The organism is Actinocatenispora rupis (assembly GCF_016861975.1).
GTDB lineage: Bacteria > Actinomycetota > Actinomycetes > Mycobacteriales > Micromonosporaceae > Actinocatenispora > Actinocatenispora rupis.
The window spans coordinates 64,616-86,951 of the sequence record NZ_BOMB01000041.1; the positions used below are offsets into that span (position 1 = coordinate 64,616).

A 22,336-nucleotide genomic window follows, 5' to 3' on the forward strand; every position below is an offset into this window, starting at 1 on the left:
ACGCCCGGTCGCGTCGGGCTCCCGCCAGCATCTCGACGGATCACAGCGGCTGCCTACCTGGAGGTTGCCGCTCGCGTTCGGTCGCACGGCGTGGGCTGAGTCGCGTCAGCGAACAGCGCCGAGTCGCAGCGCGGGAGCGGAAGTCAAGCGCCGTTCACGCCGTGGGACTTGCCCGCCCGGCGCTGGTCCGCGCGCGAATGGCGCCGAGCCCTTCGCTGAAGGTGGTGACAGCGAACTCGGGGAACCGCTTCGTGAACTTCGAGGCGTCGAAGATGCTGTCCTGGGCGTACCTCGGCAGCAGTTCCCGGATCTCCCGCGCCTGCGCGGAGACGATGCCGGCCGCGCTGAGCACCCACTTCGGAATCACGGTGTACTTCTCGTTCGCGTCGAATGACTCGGCGGCCATCGCGACGAACTGCCGGTACGTGGGTCGGGCGTCGTCCACGGGAAGGTGCCAGGTTTGCCCGTAGGCGTCGGAGGCGTTGCCCAGGGCGGCCAGGGCGCGGCTGGCGTCCGGGGTCCAGATCAGGGTGCGCCGCCGATCGTCGCGTACCGGCACGAGGGGCTTCTTCCCTGCCTTCAGGCGATCGATGACCAGCGCGTTGGTGAAGCTCTGCGTGCGGCCGGGACCATAGAACTCCGGGGCTCGGGCGATGAGCACGGGGATGTCCCCGCGCGCCATTTCCGCAAGGACGGTCGCCGCCATGTCGGCCCGTACCCGACCCTTGCGCCCCACCGGATCGAACGGGGTGTCCTCGGTCTGTACGCGGTCGTCCTGCGGGTACATGTAGGTGTTGTCGAAGTAGGCGAACCGCGCTCTCGCGGCCCGTGCCGCGTCCAGCGCGTTGCGCAGCATGGTCGGGAACTGCGCCTCCCACAGCTGCGTGTTCGCGGGTAACCCGGCAGTGAAGTAGACGATCTCGCTGCCGGCGACCGCCTCCGTGGTCTGCTTCGCATCGAGCAGGTCAGCGGGCATCAGTTCGTCGGCGTCGTGCCCCTTGCGCGGAGTGCGGCTGGCGAGCCTCAGGTCGTCGGTGTGGGCGCGGCGCAACTCGCGCGCCAGTTCGACGCCGATCTGGCCGTTGGCCCCCAGGATCGTCTGCATTCTCGGTCTGCTCTCTCCTGCGTGCCCGCGACCGTCTCCTCGCTGTACATCGGCCGGCACGCTGATGTTTACAGTGCTTACATTAGCGTAGCGGCAGTCATGCGACAGCGGCAACCACGGGATGACCGTCCCACCAGCGGGGATCTAGCATCTCCGCAAAGAGCACCCAACGGCGCCGAACTGACCCATCGGCACATGGCCGAGCAGCCGCTACCGCGCCCGTCGCCCTCGCGTCAGTTCCTCCGGAGCGTCGCCAGCACGCCCAGGTGTCCCGCGGCACCCGAGTGCACCGTCGACCTCGCGGGGACCGCGTTCGCGCAACACCACCACCGCCTGGCCATCCCTGAACTAAAGTGATCGTTGCTTACATTGCTTCCCGGACCACACCGCCGGCCGACCAGTGCACGGGAGGGCAACATGACGACCGACGCCGAGACCGTCGAGGTCGAGCTCGGCAGGCGGACCATGCAGGTGCCGGCAGGCGCAGTCGGCTTCCGAGCGGGTTGGATCCGTTGACGGTCGCGCCCGGGCTCGGGCTGTTCTCGGTGATCGTCTGCCGCTACGACGTGTGCGACATCGACTTCTACACCGAAGCGACCGTCGGGATCGCGGTCAAGGAGGTCCGGCACGGCAGCCTTCCGCCGGTGGACCTGCTGGCCGCATTGGGCACCGACCAGCTGTACAGCTACGTGCTCTCCCTGCCGGTGAACACCGAGATCGCGCAGGTACGCGGTCACGACGGCTACGGGTTCCCGAAGTGGGTCACCGACATCGATGTCGACATCGACGAGCGCCACACCAAGGCCCGGGTCGCCAACGACGACGGCGGCACCGACATCGACCTGTACGCGGCCACCCCGAAGCAGAAGCGCGTACCCAGCGGGAGCAGCGTGTCGACACTCACCTCGTACACCGAGCTGAACGACGGCTGGCACCAGACGCTCAGCCAGACGAACAACCTCGTGTTCGGCAATGTCCTGCTACCCAAGGATGTGCGGCTCACGCTCGGATCGGGACGCCTGAGCGATGACATCCGGTCACTCAGACCGAAGCGCCCGCTGCGATTGGACGTGTTCACGCCATGCCAGAACGCACTCCACATCCCGGTGCCGGTCTCCTTTCCCACCCGATGATCACCCTTGCGGCGAAACGAGATGAGACATGACGTCCGTGTTGATGGTGCTCTCGGCAGCACGCCACTGGACCCTGCGCGACGGCACGCTTCACCCGACCGGGGTGTGGGCCGAAGAATTCGCGGTCCCCTACCAGCTGTTCATCGACGCGGGCTTCGACGTCACAGTGGCCACGCCCGAGGGTAAGAAGCCGGTCATCGACAAGCTCAGCCTCGGCATCGCCGGCGGGCTGCCAAACAAGACCCGCAAGATCGCCGCCGAGGTCGAGCGCCTCCAGCCGGTACTGGACCAGCCGGCGAACCTCGCTGACATGGATCCCGACGACTTCGACCTGGTCTTCTACTCCGGCGGGCATGGACCGATGGAAGACCTTGCGGTCGACCCGGTCTCGGGGGCGTTGCTCACCCAGCGGGTGAAGTCCGGGCGCACGCTCGCGCTGCTCTGCCACGCGCCGGCCGCGGCACTCGCGGCAGAGAACCCCGACGGCAGCTGGCCGTTCGAGGGCTATCGGATGACGGGACTGTCCAACCGCGAAGAGCGCCTCAACCCGTTCGCGTGGAAGGCCAAGTGGCTGCTGGAGGACCGGCTCAAGCAGGCCGGCGCCGACTACTCCAAGGGCATCCCGTTGCGCCCGCACATCGTCCGCGACCGCAACCTCTACACCGGCGAGAACCCGCAGTCCTCGGCGAAGCTCGCCCGCCAGGTCATCGCCGACCTGCAACGTCAGGCGGCTGTCGGCTGACTCGCCACCGCCACGAACGGAGCACACCAGGGCCGAGACTCCACACCGATCGCGCCGCATCTGTAGCCTCGCCTCGTCCTGCGCGGAGCTGCACGAGTCATCCGGTGAACACTCGCCCGCACAGGTCCTCGCCGATGCCGGCCACACCAGGCCACGACACGGGTCGAGGTACTCCGGCATCGGCTGCCGTAGCAACATCGACCTTCAGACGATCGTGGGCGAGAGGTTCCCGCCGGGCTGCCCGGCGGCTGGGGCATGGCCGCAGCCGCCTGCGTTGCCCCTGCTGCGATGCGGTTGCTGAAGCGACTGCCGCCATCGACGCGGAGCCGTCGGATCGGTCACACGAGCTTTGCCGACAAGAGTGCCTTGACGGTCTGCCGGACCCGATCCCTGATCGTCTGTTCGGAGGTGGTGTCGAGCTTGCCGTCCACATGCAGAAAGGCCAGGCCGTGGACAGCGGCCCACAAGCCGGTCGCCAGCGCGGGCGGGTTGTCGGTCTCGAAGATTCGCTCCACCGCCGCACCCAGGTATGCGTGGATAGCCTCCACCGCAGCCACCCGATCCGGACTGGTCCGGTCGCATCCTTCGGCGAACATCACCCGGAACAGTCCACGCCGCGACAGCGCGAACTCGACATACCCGACCGCAAGTCCGGCCAGGTCATCGGCGGTCTTCGGCTCCGGGTGCCGGGAGACCAGATCGGCCATCAGTTCCCGGTAGCCGACCGCGGCGACGGCCGACAACAGCGAGAGGCGATCCGGGAAGTGCCGGTACGGTGCACCGGGCGAGACGCCCGCACGGCGCGCGACAGCGCGCAACGACAGCTCGACGTCGCCGTCCTCGTCGAGCATCTCCATGGCCGAGCGGACCAGCGTCGCGGGCAGATCCCCGTGGTGATAACTCGACGGTGCCTTCTCAACCATGCTCACAGCCTAGTTTTCGGCCGATGCCGACTCTGACAAGTACACGGCCAGCCCGGCTGCGACATCACCCATCCCCCGGTCGTCGCACCGCAGCAGGCGACCACGAACTCAGCGTCGTTGGCCGCCGGAGCAAAGAGGACCGGGTTGAGTCCGCTTCGGCGACGAGAGAAACAACCCGCATGATCACCGCCCGAACCGTCCCACGCGCACCAACCCGGCCCTGGTCCGCGCCGTCGAGTCGGATAAGCGGCACTGGACAGTTAATTAGCAAATTGCCATAATGCCTTCGTGGCAGACGTGGACCTGGACGTGGTGAAGGCGCTCGCCAACGACAAGCGCCTGCGGATCCTCGACTGGCTGCGCGACCCGACCGCGCACTTCCCCCCGCAGCGCGACGGCGACCTGGTCACCGACGGCGTGTGCTCGGTGTTCATCGCCGACAAGCTCGGTGTCAGCGCGCCGACGTGCGGCGAGCACCTGAAGGTACTCAGCCGGGCGGGGCTGGTGCGCGGTACGCGGATCAGGCAGTGGGTGTTCTACCGGCGGGACGAGAAGCGGATCGCCGCGGCGAAGGAGATGCTGGGTGGAGACTGGTGACCTGTACGACCGCCTCGTCGCCGACCTCGACGCGGGCGGCGCGGCGTACCGGCTGATCGACCACGCGCCGGAGGGCCGGACCGAGCGCGTCAGCGAGTTGCGTGGCAACGCGGTCGCCCACGCGGCCAAGTGCCTGGTGGTCATGGTCAAGGTCGGCAAGAAGCAGACCCGGTACGTGCTGGCCGTGGTGCCCGGTGACGCCCGGTTGAACCTCGGCGCGGTCCGCGACCTGCTGGGCGGGACGTACGTGGCGTTCGCCGACACCGCGCGCGCCGAGGAACTGGCCGGCAGCGTCAGCGGCACCGTGCTGCCGTTCAGCTACCATCCCCGGCTCGAACTGGTCGCGGACCCCGGCCTGCTCGACGCGCCCGAGCTGTACTTCAACGCCGCCCGGCTCGACCGGTCGATCGCGCTCGCCACCGCCGACTACACCCGGCTCGCCGCACCCCGCGTCGCGCCCATCGCCGAACGGAGCTGACCCGTGCCCGACGAGTACGCGATCCATCTTGCGCCGCTGTTCGGAGCGCTGGAGACCATGGACGTGCAGGCGCTGATCGACCAGGTCACCGACGACTGGTACAACCAGACACTGGTCCAGGTCGGTGATGTGCTGGTCCGGCTGGGCGTGATGCGCGGCGAGTTCCACTGGCACCGGCACGACGAGCAGGACGAGTTCTTCTTCGTACTCGACGGGCTGTTCCGGATCGAGCTGGACGGCCGGCCGACCGTGGAGTTGCGGCCACGGCAGGCGTTCAGCGTGCCTGCCGGGTTGCGGCACCGGCCCGTCGTACCGGTGCGCAGCGCCGTACTGATGATCGAGAAGGCGGGTGTCTCCCCCACCGGCGACTGACCCGCGCCGGTACGGCATGCGGCCGCCGCGGCACCGCCGGCGCGTGGGGCGCCCGGTCGGCCGCCTTGGTACAACGTCGTGCCGTTGCCGGAGTGCACGGTCGTGCCGGCCGGTTCACGCAGGCGCACCGCGTGCGGCAACGCGGCGACCGCCAGCTGCGAGGTCATCCGCGAGTCGATGGCGCAGCCGACGATCCGGTTGCGCCACGGGTCTTTGATCGCGCACGGACACAGCTTTCCTTCGGCGGTGGGATGTTCGGTGATGTCGGTCAGGTACCCCGTGTTCGCCGCTGTGCGGTGAAATCCCGTCCGCCGCGCCGGGTCGCGGAGCAGATCATCTGCACCGGCGGGCGGCAGTTGACCTCGCCCAAGAACCGCGCCGATGATTGCCTATAGGCAACAAACATCGCATCGACGCGATGGCGCAAACCATGGGCGCCACGGTGCATGTAACGGCGCCTGGCGGGCGCCCGTGATCGGTTATGCCGCCACGGTTGCGTGGGTGTGCGAACGGATCCTGGCGTGCGACCAACGGGCGAGTTGAGCCGATCGCGGTTACCCTCGTGTCAGCGATGTATCGGAGGAGTCGCCCCGGACCTTGACGTCTCCTCTGATGCATCGCCCAGCGCCGCTGAGGAAACCGCGCCGAGATCCACCCTGCCCGTCCTGGATTGATTGCCCTACGGCAGCTAACGGATTCAGTTCCGCGCGCTGGCAACGATCTTCGGCTGGAAGGCCGCGTGCAGACCAGGTCGTCTGAGCCCTGCGTCCTACCGTTCGCGCATGACGACCGAGACCGCGCCAGCCGAGGACCGCGCCGCCGGGGAGCGGAACGACAAGCAAGAACTCTGCCGGGAAGCAGGGCGCCACGCCCCAGGTATGTCAAGCCCGCCAGCTTCCGAACCGCGCAGCTTCCATGCAGCACGCGGTGTTGAGGACAAGGATCACGGACTCACATGCACGAAGCTTTCCCGAACTCGGCGTCAGCCGCTCCACCCTCAACAAGCACGTCCCCGAACTCACCGCCTGAGGCCGGCCCCGCCCCACCAACCGCTGGCACCCGCATCCACCACGAACGGCTCACCACACAGACACCTCCCCACCTGAGCCGCTCGGGTACATGTCGGGCACACGGGCGAGGCGTCGCGTTGGGTCGATGGGCGTGCACGACCGGCCCGGCTCAGGAGCGGTGTCGGTGAGTACGCCCGGACATTGAGTGCCGCCCGCGAGCGGGTCGCCGGGCGAGGAGACCGCGCCTTGGGGCGGGGGCGCCTACCGTGGAGGGGTGGACGGTGAGCCACCCGAGCCGGCCCGGTTGGCCGAACTGGTTGCCGCGCTGTCGCTGGGCATCGATCTGGGCTTCGGCCAGCCGATGGAACACGTGCTGCGACAGTGCCTGATCGCCCTGCGGCTCGCCGAACGGGCCGGTCTCGACGAACAGCAGCGCGCGGTCGTGTACTACACCGCGCTGCTGATCAACGTCGGATGCCATACGGACGCGCACGAACAGGCCAAATGGTTCGGCGACGACATCGCGTTCAAGTCGAGGAAGTACGACGGGCAGCCGTACGGCCTGCGCGGCGCGATCCGCGGGATCAGGCTGCTCGGCGCCGGCAGCCCGGTGCTCCGCCGGTTCCGGATCGGCCTGGAGTTTGCCATCGCGGGTCACCGCGACGTCGACCGAATGCTTCAGTACCACGGCCGGCTCGCCCGGTCGCTGGGTGAACGACTCGGCCTGCCGTACCCGGTGCTCGACGCGCTGACCTGCGCGTACGAGCAGTGGGACGGGCGCGGCTGGCCCGGTGAACGCGCCGGTGACCGGGTACCAGTCGCCGCCCGGCTCGCCCAGATCGCCGAGTACGTGGAGGTCGCGCACCGGCTCGGCGGGGTGACCGCCGCCCGGCGTACGGTCCGGGAGCGCGCCGGCCGCCAGTTCGACCCGGACCTGGCCCGGCTGCTGTACGCCGACGCTCCCCTGCTGCTGGCCGATCTCGGCGCGGTCGGCACCTGGGAGGCGGTCATCGACGCCGAACCGGCGCTCGCCGTGGTCCTCACCGGCGACGCGATCGACACCGCGCTGCGCGCCGTTGCCGACTTCGTCGACCTGAAGTCCCCGTACTTCCTCGGGCACGGCACCGCGGTCGCCGACCTCACCTCCGCGGCCGGTGTACGCGTCGGCCTGTCCCGGGCGGAGATCTCCCAGCTGCGGCGAGTGGGGCTGGTACACGGTCTGGGTCGGCTCGGCGTGTCGAACGCGATCCTGGACAAGCCCGGTCCGCTCGGCGCCGGCGAACGCGAACGCGCGCGGATGCAGCCGTACCTGACGGAGCGGATGCTGCGGCAGTCGCCGGCGCTCGCGCCGCTCGGCCGGCTCGCCGCCATGCACCGCGAACGCCTCGACGGTTCCGGGTATCCGCGCGGGCTGACCGGTACCGCGATCCCGCTGCCGGCGCGGCTGCTCGGCGCGGCCGACGTGTACCGGGCGATGCGGGAGCCGCGCTCGTACCGGCCGGCCCTGGACCCCGAGGAGGCCCGCGCGCGGCTGCGCGACGAGGCCCGCGCCGGCCGGCTGGACGCCGACGCGGTGGCCGCGGTACTCGGCGCGGCCGGGCACGCGGTGCCGCGCCGGCTGGACGGCCCGGGCGGGCTGACCCGCCGCGAGGTCGACGTGCTGCGGCTGCTGGCGCGCGGGCTGTCCAACAAGGACATCGCGGCACGGCTGGTCATCACCTCGAAGACCGTCGGCAACCACGTCGAGCACATCTACGCCAAGATCGGCGCCTCCACCCGTGCCGCCGCCGGCCTGTACGCGGTGCGGCACGGGCTGCTGCCCGAGGACGAGCCCGCGAAGATGGGGTGAACGCCTCATGCCCGGCGGCGGTCCCGCGCCTAGCGTCGACACCGTTCCACCACACGGAAGGAGCGGACGATGCCCAGAGTGTCGAAGACCGACGCGGCGCGAGTCGAGGACCACGGCCCCGTTGTCGAGTGGGCCGACGACGTGGCCGGATACACCATCCACATCGTGGCGTTCAAGCAGGACATCGACGTCGCGCCGTTGCTCCGGGGCCTGCCCGGGAACCGCTGCACCTGCCCGCACTGGGGTTACGTACTGTCCGGCCGGGTCACCTTCACCTCGGATGACGGCGAGGAGACCTTCGAACCGGGCGACGCGTTCTACGTGGCGCCCGGGCACAGCCCGCGCGTCACCGCCGGCACCGAGTACGTGCAGTTCAGCCCGGCCGACGAGCTGCACACGGTGACCGAGACGATGACACGCAACATGGAAGCGATGAGCGGTCCGCGATGAGCGGAGCCGCCCGCGCCGGACGGTCCAGTACGAGAGGGAGACAGGGCGCGGATCAGCCCCCGCGCGGGTTCCGCGCCAGGCGGGCGGCTCGCACCGCCGGACCGGGTACCACAGGTGCAGGGCCCGGCGGTGCGAGCCGCGACGTATGTCCACTGTGGACGGTGGGGCGGTGTGCGGGCTCGGCGGCGTCAACCGCGGCGTGCGTCCACTGTGGACCATGAGGCAACCTGAACACGGCGGCCCGGCTCGGCGGTCTGCACCGCGGTCCACTGTGGAATGGCTTGAAACTTCTCGTCAAACTCAGGTCTGCCGTTGAGGATATTTGTCGGATATTCTGCCTGTCATGGTGACATTCCCTCGTGCGGCGGATCGGCTGTTGGCGGTGGTGGCGCTGGTGGCCGCGGCGCTCCTGGTGTCACTCGTCCCCGCGCAGCGGGCCGCCGCGTCGACCACGGTGTCGTACCGGATCTGGCACTGGAACATCGCCGGGCACGCGTACCACCTGGGCTCGACGACGGACGGGATCATCGAGGCGATGCGGGGCTCCATCAGCTACCGCGACCCGGACTTCGTCTCCGTCAACGAGATGTGCCACAGCCAGTACGACGCGATGATCGACCAGCTCCAGAACATGGGCTGGCCGCAGGACCCGCTGAACTTCGCCCGGTTCGAGCCGATGCTGCCGGCCGGCGACCCCACCATCTGCGCCGGCACCGCGTACGGCATCGCGCTGTTCAGCCGGTTCCCGCTGGGTACGACCGACCGGTACACGCTGCCGTCGGACGGCCAGCCCAAGGCGCGCAAGCTGCTGTGCGCGGCGGTGAAGGCGACGCCGCAGGTCCGGTTCTGCACGACGCACATCACCACGGTCCAGTCGTACCAGCAGAGCCAGCTCGACTACGTGCGCGGCGTCCTCGACGGCTACCGGGCAGCCGGCGGCACGGTCCTGATCGCCGGAGACTTCAACGTCCAGCCGCACGAGACGCCCCTCGACCCGTGGTACGTGCCGGCCGTCGACACGGTCAACAACGGCAACAACTCGGGCGCTTACCACGAACTCGACGACCAGGACCCGATCTGCCCCGGGTGGGGCGAGGAGACCACCGAGAACGACGTCGGTGGCGGCGCCTGCGGGCAGGCGCGGAAGGTCGACATGGTCTTCACCGGCGCCGACCGGCTGATCAGCTACTGGGAGGACCCGCAACCGATCGGCAGCATCTGCGGCGCGCACCGTGACCTGCCCTGCTCGGACCACCGCATCGTGGACGCCGACGCCACCGTGACCGTCGGCTAGCGCCTCGTGCGTCGTTTGAGGGTGTTGACCTCGACGGCCGGGTCGACGCTTCCGGCCGCGGATTGTGTTGTGGCGCAACGAAAGCAGGCGGCGGAAGGACATCGTGGTCGTGGCGTGGGTCTCGGCGCCGACGGTGGACCGGTGCCCGGATCGCCACCGGCAACAGGGTGTTGCGGGTCTGGTCGGGCGTCGGCGGGGCGGAGCGCACCGGCAGGTCGATCCGCGGGCCAGGGCGCGGATCGTCGCCCTGACGCGCACCCGCCAGCCCTGGTCGGCCCGGACGATCGCGGCGTACTTGAGACGCACCGACGGCATGTCGCCAGTGCGCCGAGGCGCATGAAGCGAGACCGGAGCGACCGCTCGGGAAGCCGGACCTGGCAAGTCCGCACCGGCGGACGGCGGCCCTGCTGTCGACCGAACGGGTGATGTGAGCGCGTACCGGTGGCGTTTGGGCCACAAAGCGTTGCGGCGGCTGTCGCTTCGCGTGCCGGAGGACTAGGTTCCCGCATGTTGAGGCTTGCCGCCGTGGGCGGCATGGGGCCGGCCCGGCGGCCCGAACATGGAGTGTTCCGGTGACGCGACGAGGAAGCCTTTTCGCGGCGGCTGCCGCGTTCAGCGTTCTCGCCGTCACGCTCGCGGCGTGCGGCGGGGGCAATACATCATCCAGTACCACGGGCAAGACGAACGAGACGATCGTGCTCGGTACGACCGACAAGGTCACCTCGCTCGATCCTGCGGGTGCCTATGACCTCGGGTCATGGACACTCATGTACAACATGTACCAGACGCTGCTGAAGATCCCGGTCGGCTCGACCACGCCCCAGCCGGACGCGGCGACCTGTTCGTTCAGCAATCCGACGACGTACCGCTGCGTGCTGCGTGGTGGGCTGACGTTCTCCAACGGAGATCCGCTCACCGCGACCGACGCGAAGTTCACGTTCGATCGGATGCTGGCGATCAAGAACCCGAACGGGCCGTCGTCGCTGTTCAGCTCGCTCAAGTCCACGGCCGCGCCGGACGCGAAGACGGTCGTCTTCACCCTCAACCAGGCCGATGCGACCTTCCCGTACGTGCTGAGCACGGCCGCCGGCGCGCTCGTCGACCACAAGGTCTTCCCGGCGAGCAAGCTGCTGGCCGACAGCAACGTCATTGGCTCGGGCCGGTACGTCCTGAGCAAGTACCAGGCCGGGCAGCAGGCGGTGTTCAAGCCGAACACGAAGTACAGCGGCGACGAGAAGCTGTCCAACGGCGGCTTCATCGTGCACTACTTCGCGCAGCCGTCCGCGCTGAAGCTGGCGATCCAGCAGGGCTCGGTCGACGTGGCGTACCGGAACCTGTCGCCAACCGACCTCACATCGTTGAAGAGCAACGCGAAGCTGTCGGTGATCGAGGGCAAGGGCACCGAGATCCGCTACGTCGTCTTCGACTTCAAGACCGCCGTGGGCGGGAACGCCGCCGTGCGCAAGGCGGTGGCGCAGGTGATCGACCGGCAGGCGATCGCGTCCAACGCCTACAACAACACCGTCAAGCCGTTGTACTCGCTGATTCCGAACGGGCTGGCGGGTGCGACCGAGTCGTACAAGGACACCTACGGGACCTCGCCGGACGTGGCGAAGGCGAAGGCGACGCTGGCCAGCGCCGGGGTGAAGACGCCGGTGGCGTTGACGCTCGGCTGGACGCCCAGCCACTACGGGCCGAACCTGGCCGACGAGGCCACCCAGATCCAGCGGCAGCTGCAGGCCAGCGGCCTGTTCAAGGTCACGCTCAAGGACGCCGAGTGGACCCAGTACCAGACGCTGTACAAGCAGGGCGCGTACGACGCGTACCTGCTGGGCTGGTTCCCGGACTACCCGGACGCCGACGACTACACGCTGCCGTTCCTGGTGAAGGGCGGCTTCTACCAGAACGGCTACGACAACCCGGCCGTCGACAGCCTCGTGGCGCAGGAGAAGGCGTCGAGCAGCCAGGCGACCCGCAACGCGATCTTCGCCAAGATCCAGACGCAGACCGCGAAGGACGTGCCGGTCGTGCCCACCTGGCAGGGCGGCGAGATCGCCGTGGCCGGTACGAAGGTGACCGGGGTGGAGAGCACCCTCGACCCGTCGTACACGTTCCGGTTCTGGGTGGTCGGTAAGAAGGGCTGACGACGGTGGCGGCGCGGTCCGGGTCGATGCGTCGGTACCTGCTCCAGCGGCTGGCGCTGGTGGTGCCGATGGTCTGGGTCCTGGTCACCCTGGTGTTCCTGCTGATGCGGGTGGCGCCGGGTGACCCGGTCTCGGCGGCGCTCGGCGGGCGGCTGTCGCCCGCCGCGCTCGCCGCCCGCCGACACGCCGCCGGGTTCGACAAGCCGCTCGTCGTGCAGTACGGCGAGTACCTGCGGGACGTGGTGACGTTGAACTTCGGGCAGACGCTCACCGACAACCGGCCCGTACGGGAGGTGCTGATCGACAACGGCGGGGCGACCCTGACGCTGACGCTGGCGGCGCTGATCGTCGCGTTCGCTGTCGGATTGCCGCTCGGCCGGCGCGCCGGCCGGCATCGGGACACGCCGCCGGACGTGGGGATCCGGCTGTTCGGCATCATCACGTACGCCGCACCGGTGTTCTTCCTGGGCCTGATCCTCCAGCTCGTGTTCGGCGTGTTTCTCGATTGGCTGCCGACCTCCGACCAGGCCGGGCCGGTCGTACAGGCCGAGGTGCCGACCAGGACCCACATTCTGCTGCTCGACGCGCTGTTGGCCGGGCAGTGGAACTCGTTCGTGGATGTGCTGCGGCACCTGATCCTGCCGGCTGTCACGCTCGGTCTGCTGCTGGCCGGCGTCCTGATCCGGCTGGTCCGGGTCAACCTCATCCAGACCCTGCGCAGCGACTACGTGGAGGCGGCACGGGCGCGGGGCATCCGCGAGTCGGACGTGGTGGGGCGGCACGCGTTCCGCAACGCGCTGGTACCGGTCGTGACGGTGATGGGGCTGCAGATCGCGTTGCTGCTCGGCGGCGCCGTGCTGACCGAGGAGACGTTCAACTGGCCCGGCATCGGCTCGCAGCTCGTCAACTACCTCAACGAACGTGACTACACCGCGGTGCAGGGCATCATCACCGTGTTCGCGGTCGCGGTCGTGGTGGTGAGCCTGCTGATCGATGTGGTCAGCGCGGTGGTCGACCCGAGGGTGCGGTACTGATGTCGCAGCTGTCCGTCGAACCGGTCGAGGAACCCCGCGAGCCTGCACCGCAGGGTGGCCGCGGCATCCGCCGCGTGCTGTCGCCCGTCCGGTCGGCGCGGGGCATCGCCCGGATCCTGTTGTGGGCCGGCGCGGCCATCAGCGTGTTGTTCGTGGTCCTGGCGGTGTTCGCGCCGTGGATCGCGCCGTACCGTTTCGACCAGTACTCCGCCGGTGGCCACCCGTTCCCCAAGCAGGGCGCCCCGGACGCCACACATCTGTTCGGTACCACGGTGCAGTCGCTGGACGTCGCGTCCCGGGTGGTGTTCGGCGCCCGTACCGCGCTGGAGGTGGTGGTGCAGTCGGTCGTCATCTCCCTGCTCGTCGGCGTCCCGCTGGGCCTCGTCTCCGGCTACCTCGGCGGCTGGCTCGACCGGAGCCTCGTACTGGTCATGGATGCGCTGTTTGCGTTCCCGTCGTTGCTGCTGGCGATCGTGCTGTCGTTCCTGCTGTCCGGACTGATCGGCGGCACGGTCACCGCCGCGGCCCTGTCCATCACCGTCGTCTACATCCCTCAGTACTTCCGGGTCGTGCGCAACACGACGGTCAGCGCCAAGGAGGCGACGTACGTCGAAGCGGCGCGCGCCATCGGCGCCAGACCCATCACGGTGATGCGCCGGTACCTGTTCACCAACGTGGTGCAGAGCGTTCCCGTCATCGGCACCCTCAACGCCGCCGACGCGATCCTCACTCTCGCCGCCCTCGGCTTCCTCGGCTACGGGGTGCAGCCCACCCAGGCCGCCGAATGGGGCTACGACCTGCAGCGCGCGGTCGCCGACGCCGGCGCCGGGATCTGGTGGACCGGCCTGTACCCGGGGCTCGCGATCGTCCTGCTCGTCACCGGCCTGACCCTCGCCGGTGAAGGACTCAACGAAACCCTCAACCCGACCCTGCGCACCCGACCCTTGCGCCGGGTCCTCCTGCCGCCCCTGCCCGCCACCCTGGCCCCCCGCACCCACCGGGACCGGCCATGAGCGCAGACCGGGATCGACCGCCTGAACCCGAAGACGCACCACCCGCTGACAGCCGGAGCGAATCCTCGGCACGGACCAGCACCGAACTGCTGGCCGTACGCGACCTGCGGATCTGGTACGGCACCGACCGCGGACCGGTCCGTGCCGTGGACCGGGTGAGCCTCGACCTGGCTCCGGGCCAGGCGCTCGGTCTTGTCGGCGAATCCGGCTGCGGGAAGTCCACGCTCGGCCGCGGGCTGCTCGGGATGCTCCCACCAGCCGCCGCCACCGACGGCGAGATCCGCTTCCAGGGCCGCAACCTGATCGGCATGTCACCGGCCCGGCTGCGTAGCCTGCACGGCCCGGCACACGGGATGATCTTCCAGGAACCGCTGACCCGACTCGATCCCCTGATGCGCGTCAGCGAGCACTTCGAGGAAACCCTGCACACCCACCAGCCCGACCTGACTCGGGACGAGGCGCGCCACCGCGCGCTGTCCGCCCTCCGAGGCATGGGGATCCCACCGACCCGCTACCGGTCGTACCCGCACGAGTTCTCCGGCGGGATGCGACAGCGGATCATGATCGCGCTCACCCTGGTACTGCGGCCGGCGTTCGTGGTGGCCGACGAGCCGACCACCGCGCTGGACGTCCTGGTCGAGGCACAGATCGTCAGGATCCTGGCCGACCTGCGCCGCAACTTCGCCACCGCGCTGCTGCTGATCACACACAACCTCGGTATCGTCGCCGAGTCGTGCGACCGCGTCGCCGTCATGTACGCCGGTCGCATCGTCGAAGAGGGCGACGTTCGGCAGGTGTTCGGCGCGCCGGCCCACCCGTACACCCGGGAGTTGCTGGCCTCCACGATCTCGCTCGCCACCACCGAACTGCACTACATCCCGGGCGCCCCACCGGATCTGGTCGATCCGCCGCCCGGCTGCCGGTTCCACCCGCGCTGCCCCGAGGCGATGCGGGTGTGCCCGGCACGCGACCCCGTCGATGTCGAGGTCGACGTCGGGCACCGAGCGGCGTGCTGGCTGCACGGACCGGAATCGCTGGTACCGCCCGGCATGGACGCCCGGCTGACGCAAGGGGCGATCGGCGTTGCCGACGAAGCCTGACCCCACCGACGACGCGCTGATCGAGGTACGTGACCTGTCCGTGCACTACCGGCTCGGCGGGTCCGCCGCGGCCCGGCTGCTCGGCCGCGACACCGGCGCCGTACGCGCGGTCGACGGCGTGTCGTTCGTGCTGCGCCGGGGCGAGGTACTGGGACTGGTTGGGGAATCCGGCAGCGGCAAGACGACCCTTGGCCGGGCCATGCTCGGGCTGGTACGCCCCACCAGCGGCCGGATCCTGTACCGAGGGCGCGACATCGGCGCGGCCCGCGAACGCGACCTCCGCCGGCTGCGCCGCGACCTCCAGATGATCTTCCAGGATCCGCACGCCGCGCTGAACCCGGCCATGGACCTCGGTACCGCGATCGGCCACCCACTACGCATACACCGTCTGGCCGCCACGCCCGCCGCCCGGCACCGCCGCGTCGTCGAGGCACTGGAACGCGTCGGGCTGGTCCCCGTCGAGCAGTTCCTCGGCAAGTACCCGGCGGACCTGTCCGGCGGGCAGAAACAACGCGCCGTCATCGCTCGCGCCATCATCAGCGGGCCCAGCCTCCTGGTGGCCGACGAACCGGTGTCGATGCTGGACATGAGCGTCCGGGCGAAGATCCTCGATCTGATGCTGGAGTTGCGCCGCGACCTCGGCCTGACCTACCTGTACATCACCCACGACCTGGCCACCGCGAAGTTCTTCTGCGACCGGGTGGCCATCTGCTACCTCGGCAAAATCGTCGAGATCGGGCCCACCACACAGATCTTCGCAGAGCCACGTCACCCGTACACCCGGGCGCTGCTCGCCGCGATCCCGGAGCCCGATCCCTCGCGTACGGTGATGCGGGATCTGCCACGCGGCGAGATTCCCGACGCCGCCCGCCCGCCGACCGGATGCGCCTTCCATCCCCGCTGCCCGCACGCGTTCGGCCCGTGCGGGTGGGAGGCCCGCGACCTGCGTGCGCTGCTGGAGTCGCGGTGGACCCGCATCGGCGACGACCGGTACCGCGCCGAACAGTCGCTGTTCGCCGACCTCGCCGAGTTGGACACGCCGGGCCGGCGGATACAGATCCGCGCCGCGGCCAACGCCCAGGGCCTCCTGGATCTGTTGACCGAGATGCGCGCGGTCGATCCGGCCGAACCGTTCTGGCGCGGCGTCACCGACATCCAGATCGACGGCGACCGCGTCGTCATCGAGTTCGCGCCCCCGGTGGAGCCCCACCTGCTGCCAATGGACGAGGTCGCGGTGTCCTGCCACCTCTACGACGCCAACCTCTCCCCCGACGCACAGGTGTCGGACCGTACCCCGTGACCGGCCGTCCCGCCCTTGACGAGGACGATGTCGTCGACGAGGCGACTTCTCCAACGCCGTTGACCCGCTCGGGTTTGTTCGCCGCACGTTGGTGCGAGCCAGTTCCCCGACAACAACTGTTGACAGTGGACGGCAGGGGTGCGCTGTGGGTGCCTGCCCTCGCGTCCGGGCAACACCTGCCGGGCGAGAAGTCGTTTCTTGCCCCGACCTGCTGCCTACCTACCCGTACGAGTCCTCGGCGCGCGGTCGGAGTCGCCGGACAACATCGCGGTGTTACCGGATGCCCGGCGGTCGGACCGGACCTCACGTGGCCAAGTGCAAGAGAAGCCGACGCCGCGGCGTGCTCTGGCGCCGACCGGCCACTGTTGGCCGAGTCCTCTCCGGCCGAACGATGGATGGCCCAGTCTGTCCAATGGGGATAGACAGATTTATCGCTCTCGATGCAGTCACCTGGGGAGGCAGCCGACCGCTTGGGCGAAGAGGGACCATCGTGAAGCAATCCACGAGCATGGCGCCAACACCCCTGGACCAGTTTCCGAGCGTCAACGGGACCGTCGACATGTATTTCGAGTGGTGGCCGCACCAGTTGTTCGAGCAGTGGGACGCGCTGTTGGTGGCGGACAGGAAGACGGCCACGCTGTTTCTGAACCCGCGGATCAGCCAGGCGAGCGCGGCTCGTTTGGCCGTCACGGCCGTCAGCCGAGTCCGACAGCTCAGACGGTCCGGGCCGGATGCCGACGGCTGGCACCGCCGCCGACGCCACTGGGTCCTGCACCTCCGCGCGCACTGATCAGCGAGGCATGGGTTGAGCACATTGTTCGACAGCAGGCCGAAGAACGACTCCATCGCCGCGCGTTGTCCGGCACAGACGAGCACCCCGTTGTGGGCGAACTGCATCACCACGAGCAGACCTGACACGACTGCTCCCGAACTGGCTTGCTGCGCGCGCGTTCTGCGGTCGGTGACATGAATATGGCAACGAGGGCCCGCCTGAAGCACCGCAAGCCAAGCCACGGATTCAGGCTGAAGGGCGGCGGCACAGCAGGCCGCTGCCGTACACGGTGGTGCGGTCGTTGAGGGCGAACGGATCGACCGAGGCTCGTGCGGCCACCGTACTCACGGTGCAGGTGCCCCGGCCGAGGCGGTCGAGACCGGGCAGGTGGTCGAAGGCGGCCGGGTCGGTGAGAGCCGCACGGGGCAGGTCCTGCGGGGGGAGCTTGGCTGCCCGGCGGACGTGGGCGTACCAGGCGCGTACCGCGTCCTCGGGAACGTCGGGGAGGTCGGCGCGGAGGGCGGCACCCACCTCGCGCAGCCGGTCCAGCCGGGGATCGCCGGGCAGTTCGTGGGGCAGGCGGAAGCCGGCCTCGGCGGGGTGGGGATCTCCGCGCCGGGCGTCGGGGTTTTCGTTGTTGTAGTCGCGGACGACGTGGCCGTGTTCGGCGAGTACCCAGCGGGTGAAACTCTCGAACCGGTAGTAGTACTGGCCCTGGCCGAAGCGGCCGCTCAGGGACTCGACGCGGTACCGGGGCTGAGCGCGTCGAACACCAGGGTCCAGCCGTCCAGTACCGGCGAGATGAACACCAACGAGTCGGGATCGCCGTACAGCGCCGCCGTGCCCCAGCGCAGGGTCACCGGGAACCGGACGGCGAGGCCGAACTCGTCGGCCACCGCGGCCGGGTCGGCGGTGCGGACGGCGTACCAGCCGTCGGACTCGACCGGTGCGGCCGGCTCGGCGCGTCGCCGCTCGTCGATGCTGCGGGCCACCAGGCGCCGGTCCGCCTCACCCAGGGCCTCCCAGCCGCCTGCGGCAAGGAGCGCGGCCAGAGCTTCCGCGGGATCGTCGGCCGCCGAGAGAAGAGCCTGGAGGTGGCGGCCAGCGGCGGTCATGGGGAGAGACACTACTGTGTCGGCGCGCCGTTGCGCCTCGACGCACACCCGCCTGCGGTGATCTCAGTCCGTCACCAGGACCTGTGGTGCAGCCTGTATGAGTCTCGTACTGATCCACGAGAGCTCGGTCCGGCTGTGCGGGTCGGTGACCGTGGCGAGCAGTTCCGGTAGAGATGGACATCATCGTAGGAACCTGGAGGTTCGGACAGTGGCCAACACCGAACAGGCACGGGCGTGGAACGGCAACAGCGGGCAGCACTTCATCGCCGAACGTGCCCGACACGAGCGAATGCGCGCCCCGCTGACCGCCGCGCTACTCGCCGCTTCCCGCATCACCCGTACCGACTCCGTCCTGGACGTCGGGTGCGGATGCGGCGACACGACGATCGCGGCGGCCACAGCCGCGCCCGACGGGCACGCGCTCGGTGTCGACCTGTCCGAACCGATGCTCGCCGAGGCCCGGCGGCTGGCGAAGCTGGCCGGCGTCACGAACGTCGAGTTCCGGCACGCCGACGCGCAGACCGACCCGCTCGAGACCGCGTACGACGTGGTGGTGTCCAGCTTCGGCGTGATGTTCTTCGACGATCCACAGACCGCGTTCGCCGCTCTGGCCGCGACGCTGCGCCCCGGCGGCCGACTGGCGTTCCTGTGCTGGCAGGACGCGGCCCGCAACGACTTCCTCGCCGTTCCGATCGGGGCGGTCGCCTCGATCACCCAGCCACCGCAGTTGGCCGCACCCGGCGAGCCCGGCCCGTTCTCGCTGGCCGACCCCGACCACATCCGCGAGCTGCTGACCGGCGCCGGCTTCACCGACATCACCGTCACCGGCCTGACCGAACAGCTCCTCATCGGCACCGACACCACCGACACCATCGCGTACTACCTCGGCACGCCCGCCGCCCGGGGGCTCCTGGCCGATGCCAACGACGCCACGGCCGGCGCCGCGGCGGCAGCGCTGGAAAGCGCGCTGCGCCCGCACCAGGGCCCAGACGGCGTACGCCTGGGCGCCGCGGCATGGCTCGTCACCGCCCACCGCTGAGTGGGCCGTCCTGCGACTGTGCGGCAGCTGGCAGGCAAGGAACGTGTGCGGTCAACATCGCTTGCGGCAGCGGAGGACGCGGACCAGCAGTGCGGCGCTGATGATCCGCAGGAGGGTCGCGGCGCCGAGGACGATGTCGCCCGTCGGTCCGGCCGGCGCGGTGCGGGACTTCGCGATCAGGCCGACACCAGAATCGTTGTGGCGGTGAGGATCCAGGGCCGCGGTGGGCTCGGGTCATGGCGTGGCCGCACCTGGCGCCGAGGTGCTGGGCGGGTGTGGTGACCGCATCCAGGACGCTCCCGTACCAGGTCGAACGAGCCCTCGTTGCGCGCACACCGAACCCGGCCTCCCGACATGTGCGGCCGACTTCCGGAGCTCGGCCGACCGACCGCTTGGGCGTCAAGATCAGCCACCAGAGCGCCCCGGCCACGGCCCACCGCCCAGCCCGTGGCCTCGCCGAGCCGCTGTCACGGCGCGGCCGGGCTGACAGACGGGTACCGGGTCCGTCACGTCACGGCCCATCGCTGGCGTACGAATCCGGGACCGACCTACGTTGGCGGCCACCTGCCCGCCGTCCGACGGGCTGACCGATCCGGCCACACATCCTTGAGGGGATCCCGCACATGCGTACCAGAACCGCGATCGCACTGGTCGCCACGACAGCGGCAGCAGGGGTCACCGGCCTCGCGCTCGCCCAGCCGGCCTACGCCGACGTGACCGTGCATCCAGCCGCCGCGTACACCTGCGAGGTGGACGCGAACAACGTCAACTACCGCACCGGACCGGGCGTGAAGTACCCGTCGCTCGGCCAGGTCAACAAGGGCTTCCTGTTCCAGAGCAACGGTCTCCACCAGCCCAGCAACCCGAACGACGAGTGGGAGACGTACATCCGCTCCGGCAGGCCCACCGCCTACATCGCGGCGAGGTACGTGGCGTGGTGCTCGCCGAACTGACCACAGCAGCGAAACCGTTGGCACCACTGCGATCCACCGCGCCGGCCCGGTGGTCCAACGCCGAACACGAGATGCGTTGGTACGGAAGGAGAAGGACATGCGAGCAGCGTCGGGACACGCCCTGGACGGGGTCGGCATCCGACTGACCAGGTTGATGATGGTGACGGCACTCGCGCTCGTCGCGATGACCGTGGTGACCACCGACGTGGCCCACGCGAACTCCACGCGGATCCTCCGCGACGCCAACACCGGGCGATGTCTGGATGACCGGCCCAACCAGGCGTTGCAGTCGAGGTCGTGCGACGGTTCCGGCTACCAGCTCTGGATCGCGCACACCTGGAGCACCGGAGTGGACGAGTTCAGCAGCTACATCACCGGGCTCTGCGTCGACGACAGCATCACCTACAACCTTCGCGCGTACTCCTGCAACGGGCAGTCGTACCAGCGGTGGCGGGTGATCTGGCACGGTGCGTGGGCGGAGCTGAAGAACCTCAACACGGGCCGGTGCCTGGACGACAGCCGCGCACACGGGCTGCGCGCGATCGCCTGCAACGGCACGAACTATCAGCGTTGGCACCTGTGACGTACCTCGGCATCGGGCACAGGATCCGGCAGCGCCGCGCCCGATGCCGGGCCAGCGCCAGGGCCCAGCAAGCCCGGCGCTGCACGCCGACTTGGCCCGATCGCCGGGAACACGAGCATGTCTGCGCCCGGTGGTCATCGAACGCGGGGACACACGCCGAGTTCCTGCACGGTGGCCACATCTCAGGCGCACAGCTGCGTCGCACCGACGGGACCGCCCCAGAGCGCGGCCGCACCGTGAGGCGCGCAAACGCGGCCAGGAGAGACGGCGAGAACGCAGCAGGTGGACCGCCGGAAGCGTTCCAGCACTCGGGTCGCGCGGCACTCGACCACCGGCGTACGCGACGACGGACGTGGGCGCCGGGCGGTGCCGCACGGAACTCGCCTACGCCAGCGCCGACGACACCGTCCGGCTCGAACAAGCCCCAACCCGCCGCATTTCCATGCCTCGGCCGGATGCGCGGACGCTGCCGCAGTCGTAGAGATTCGGTGCGCGGCAGGGAGAAGCCTCGATGCGACCCCGTCCCGACAACGTCTGATGCACTGCCGCGTACTGACGCGCATGGTCGTGCCGCTCCCCTGTCACGTGGTCGGTGCGGCGCTCGTGTACTGCGGGCGGCCCGCCGGACGGTACACCTGGAGAACGATGCCCTTCGGGAACGCTCGCGTCTCGACCAGGTCGAGCGCGATGTCGGTGCCGTTGTCGGGGAACAGGCGGGTGCCCTGCCCGACGACCACCGGGCACACGAGCAGGATCATCTCGTCGACGAGGTCGTTGGCGAGCAGCCACCGGACCAGCGCGCCGCTGCCGTGGACCTGGAGCTCACCTGCCGGTGTCGCCTTCAGTTCGCGGATGGCGGCCGCGAGGTCACCGGACAGGATGGTCGTGTCCGCCCACTGCGCTTCGGTGAGCGTGTTCGACGCCAGGTACTTGGGTCTGCTGTTGAAGGAGTCCGCGATGGGTCCACTGCCCGGCCCCATCGCACCCCAGTACGGGGCGAAGATCTCGTAGGTACGCCGGCCGAACAGGAACGCGTCGGCGCGCCGGCACACCTGCTCGACGAACGTCGTCGCCTCGTCGTCGAAGTACCTCATCGCCCATCCGTCCCGTTCGAACCCTGCCTTGCGGTCCACCTCCGACGGGCCGTTCCCCTGCATCACGCCGTCGGTCGAGATCTGCGTGATGGTCGTCAGCTTCATCGTCACAACTCCCTGGTCAACCGTCCCGGTCGGTCGTTACCTGGTCAGACGGAACCACAGCGCCAAACTCATCGGCGGCGCGCGGCGCGGCTCGCCCCGGGGCCTCATGCGGTTGTTCGTTCCTGAACCTC

23 protein-coding genes and 1 pseudogene are annotated in these 22,336 nt (G+C 69.5%); 18 read left to right on the forward strand and 6 right to left on the reverse strand.

The features are described 5' to 3' along the window. Nucleotides 1-154 precede the first annotated feature (154 nt). Complete coding sequence (locus tag Aru02nite_RS31010) at nt 155-1,105, reverse strand: NAD-dependent epimerase/dehydratase family protein (RefSeq protein WP_203663632.1); 951 nt, start codon at nt 1,103-1,105, stop codon at nt 155-157. A 353-nt stretch (nt 1,106-1,458) separates the two neighbouring features. On the opposite strand from Aru02nite_RS31010, the gene Aru02nite_RS31015 reads away from it, so the two are divergent. Together Aru02nite_RS31015 and Aru02nite_RS31020 are read left to right on the forward strand one after the other, a co-directional pair. Further along, nucleotides 1,459-2,238 (forward strand): acetoacetate decarboxylase family protein, encoded by a 780-nt coding sequence (locus tag Aru02nite_RS31015; RefSeq protein WP_203663633.1) that lies wholly within the window; start codon nt 1,459-1,461, stop codon nt 2,236-2,238. Between the two features lie 28 nt (nt 2,239-2,266). Beyond that, the gene (locus Aru02nite_RS31020; protein WP_203663634.1) at nt 2,267-2,980 is read left to right on the forward strand and encodes a type 1 glutamine amidotransferase domain-containing protein; all 714 of its coding nucleotides are present in this window, start codon (nt 2,267-2,269) and stop codon (nt 2,978-2,980) included. A gap of 338 nt (nt 2,981-3,318) precedes the next feature. Here the strand turns inward: Aru02nite_RS31020 and Aru02nite_RS31025 are convergent, their stop codons facing one another. Continuing rightward, nucleotides 3,319-3,903 (reverse strand): TetR/AcrR family transcriptional regulator, encoded by a 585-nt coding sequence (locus tag Aru02nite_RS31025; protein ID WP_203663635.1) that lies wholly within the window; start codon nt 3,901-3,903, stop codon nt 3,319-3,321. A gap of 288 nt (nt 3,904-4,191) precedes the next feature. Between Aru02nite_RS31025 and Aru02nite_RS31030 the strand changes: the two genes are divergently transcribed. From Aru02nite_RS31030 to Aru02nite_RS31040, 3 genes are read left to right on the forward strand one after another with little or no spacing between them, the layout of a single operon-like run. Beyond that, on the forward strand, nt 4,192-4,500 hold the full coding sequence (locus tag Aru02nite_RS31030; RefSeq protein WP_203663636.1) for an ArsR/SmtB family transcription factor: 309 nt from the start codon (nt 4,192-4,194) through the stop codon (nt 4,498-4,500). After that, nucleotides 4,487-4,978, forward strand: coding sequence for a YbaK/EbsC family protein (locus Aru02nite_RS31035; RefSeq protein WP_239077060.1), 492 nt, complete (start codon nt 4,487-4,489; stop codon nt 4,976-4,978). Before Aru02nite_RS31030 ends, Aru02nite_RS31035 begins: the two co-directional genes overlap by 14 nt. 3 nt (nt 4,979-4,981) lie before the next feature. Further along, nucleotides 4,982-5,350, forward strand: a complete 369-nt coding sequence (locus tag Aru02nite_RS31040; RefSeq protein ID WP_203663637.1) for a cupin domain-containing protein — start codon at nt 4,982-4,984, stop codon at nt 5,348-5,350. Nucleotides 5,351-5,427: 77 nt separating this feature from the next. Here the strand turns inward: Aru02nite_RS31040 and Aru02nite_RS37700 are convergent. Next, nucleotides 5,428-5,652 (reverse strand): annotated as a pseudogene (locus Aru02nite_RS37700) (IS3 family transposase); the annotation flags it as partial. A gap of 982 nt (nt 5,653-6,634) precedes the next feature. On the opposite strand from Aru02nite_RS37700, the gene Aru02nite_RS37350 reads away from it, so the two are divergent. The 10 genes from Aru02nite_RS37350 to Aru02nite_RS31090 all read left to right on the forward strand — a co-directional run bounded on the left by Aru02nite_RS37350 (nt 6,635) and on the right by Aru02nite_RS31090 (nt 17,334). Beyond that, complete coding sequence (locus tag Aru02nite_RS37350; RefSeq protein ID WP_203663638.1) at nt 6,635-8,209, forward strand: HD domain-containing phosphohydrolase; 1,575 nt, start codon at nt 6,635-6,637, stop codon at nt 8,207-8,209. A gap of 69 nt (nt 8,210-8,278) precedes the next feature. Then, entirely contained in the window at nt 8,279-8,659 is a 381-nt protein-coding gene (locus Aru02nite_RS31050) for a cupin domain-containing protein (protein ID WP_203663640.1), read from the forward strand. A 343-nt stretch (nt 8,660-9,002) separates the two neighbouring features. Continuing rightward, on the forward strand, nt 9,003-9,953 hold the full coding sequence (locus tag Aru02nite_RS31055; protein ID WP_203663642.1) for an endonuclease/exonuclease/phosphatase family protein: 951 nt from the start codon (nt 9,003-9,005) through the stop codon (nt 9,951-9,953). Between the two features lie 133 nt (nt 9,954-10,086). Further along, a complete protein-coding gene (locus Aru02nite_RS37660; protein ID WP_373325026.1) occupies nt 10,087-10,293 on the forward strand; it encodes a helix-turn-helix domain-containing protein in 207 nt (68 codons plus the stop codon). Between the two features lie 232 nt (nt 10,294-10,525). Continuing rightward, the gene (locus Aru02nite_RS31065; protein ID WP_203663646.1) at nt 10,526-12,097 is read left to right on the forward strand and encodes an ABC transporter substrate-binding protein; all 1,572 of its coding nucleotides are present in this window, start codon (nt 10,526-10,528) and stop codon (nt 12,095-12,097) included. A gap of 26 nt (nt 12,098-12,123) precedes the next feature. Beyond that, entirely contained in the window at nt 12,124-13,131 is a 1,008-nt protein-coding gene (locus Aru02nite_RS31070) for an ABC transporter permease (protein ID WP_203663648.1), read from the forward strand. Next, nucleotides 13,131-14,144: an ABC transporter permease gene (locus tag Aru02nite_RS31075; protein ID WP_203663649.1), complete on the forward strand. Its 1,014-nt coding sequence runs from the start codon at nt 13,131-13,133 to the stop codon at nt 14,142-14,144. The genes Aru02nite_RS31070 and Aru02nite_RS31075 overlap by 1 nt, the downstream gene beginning before the upstream one ends. Continuing rightward, the gene (locus tag Aru02nite_RS31080) at nt 14,141-15,244 is read left to right on the forward strand and encodes an ABC transporter ATP-binding protein (protein ID WP_203663651.1); all 1,104 of its coding nucleotides are present in this window, start codon (nt 14,141-14,143) and stop codon (nt 15,242-15,244) included. Before Aru02nite_RS31075 ends, Aru02nite_RS31080 begins: the two co-directional genes overlap by 4 nt. Further along, nucleotides 15,228-16,544, forward strand: coding sequence for an oligopeptide/dipeptide ABC transporter ATP-binding protein (locus Aru02nite_RS31085; RefSeq protein ID WP_203663653.1), 1,317 nt, complete (start codon nt 15,228-15,230; stop codon nt 16,542-16,544). The genes Aru02nite_RS31080 and Aru02nite_RS31085 overlap by 17 nt, the downstream gene beginning before the upstream one ends. Before the next feature lie 490 nt (nt 16,545-17,034). After that, a complete protein-coding gene (locus Aru02nite_RS31090) occupies nt 17,035-17,334 on the forward strand; it encodes a hypothetical protein (RefSeq protein ID WP_203663655.1) in 300 nt (99 codons plus the stop codon). A gap of 228 nt (nt 17,335-17,562) precedes the next feature. On the opposite strand, the gene Aru02nite_RS31095 is transcribed toward Aru02nite_RS31090, so the two are convergent. Together Aru02nite_RS31095 and Aru02nite_RS31100 are read right to left on the reverse strand one after the other, a co-directional pair. Beyond that, a complete protein-coding gene (locus Aru02nite_RS31095) occupies nt 17,563-17,847 on the reverse strand; it encodes a hypothetical protein (protein ID WP_203663657.1) in 285 nt (94 codons plus the stop codon). Nucleotides 17,848-18,047: 200 nt separating this feature from the next. Next, complete coding sequence (locus Aru02nite_RS31100; protein WP_203663659.1) at nt 18,048-18,431, reverse strand: hypothetical protein; 384 nt, start codon at nt 18,429-18,431, stop codon at nt 18,048-18,050. Nucleotides 18,432-18,639: 208 nt separating this feature from the next. On the opposite strand from Aru02nite_RS31100, the gene Aru02nite_RS31105 reads away from it, so the two are divergent. From Aru02nite_RS31105 to Aru02nite_RS31115, 3 genes are all read left to right on the forward strand, one after another. Then, nucleotides 18,640-19,470, forward strand: coding sequence for a class I SAM-dependent methyltransferase (locus tag Aru02nite_RS31105; protein WP_203663660.1), 831 nt, complete (start codon nt 18,640-18,642; stop codon nt 19,468-19,470). A gap of 623 nt (nt 19,471-20,093) precedes the next feature. Continuing rightward, on the forward strand, nt 20,094-20,423 hold the full coding sequence (locus Aru02nite_RS31110) for an SH3 domain-containing protein (protein ID WP_203663661.1): 330 nt from the start codon (nt 20,094-20,096) through the stop codon (nt 20,421-20,423). Nucleotides 20,424-20,520: 97 nt separating this feature from the next. Beyond that, a complete protein-coding gene (locus tag Aru02nite_RS31115) occupies nt 20,521-21,006 on the forward strand; it encodes an RICIN domain-containing protein (RefSeq protein WP_203663662.1) in 486 nt (161 codons plus the stop codon). Between the two features lie 581 nt (nt 21,007-21,587). On the opposite strand, the gene Aru02nite_RS31120 is transcribed toward Aru02nite_RS31115, so the two are convergent. Continuing rightward, nucleotides 21,588-22,205: a dihydrofolate reductase family protein gene (locus Aru02nite_RS31120; RefSeq protein ID WP_203663663.1), complete on the reverse strand. Its 618-nt coding sequence runs from the start codon at nt 22,203-22,205 to the stop codon at nt 21,588-21,590. Between the last annotated feature and the right edge of the window lie 131 nt (nt 22,206-22,336).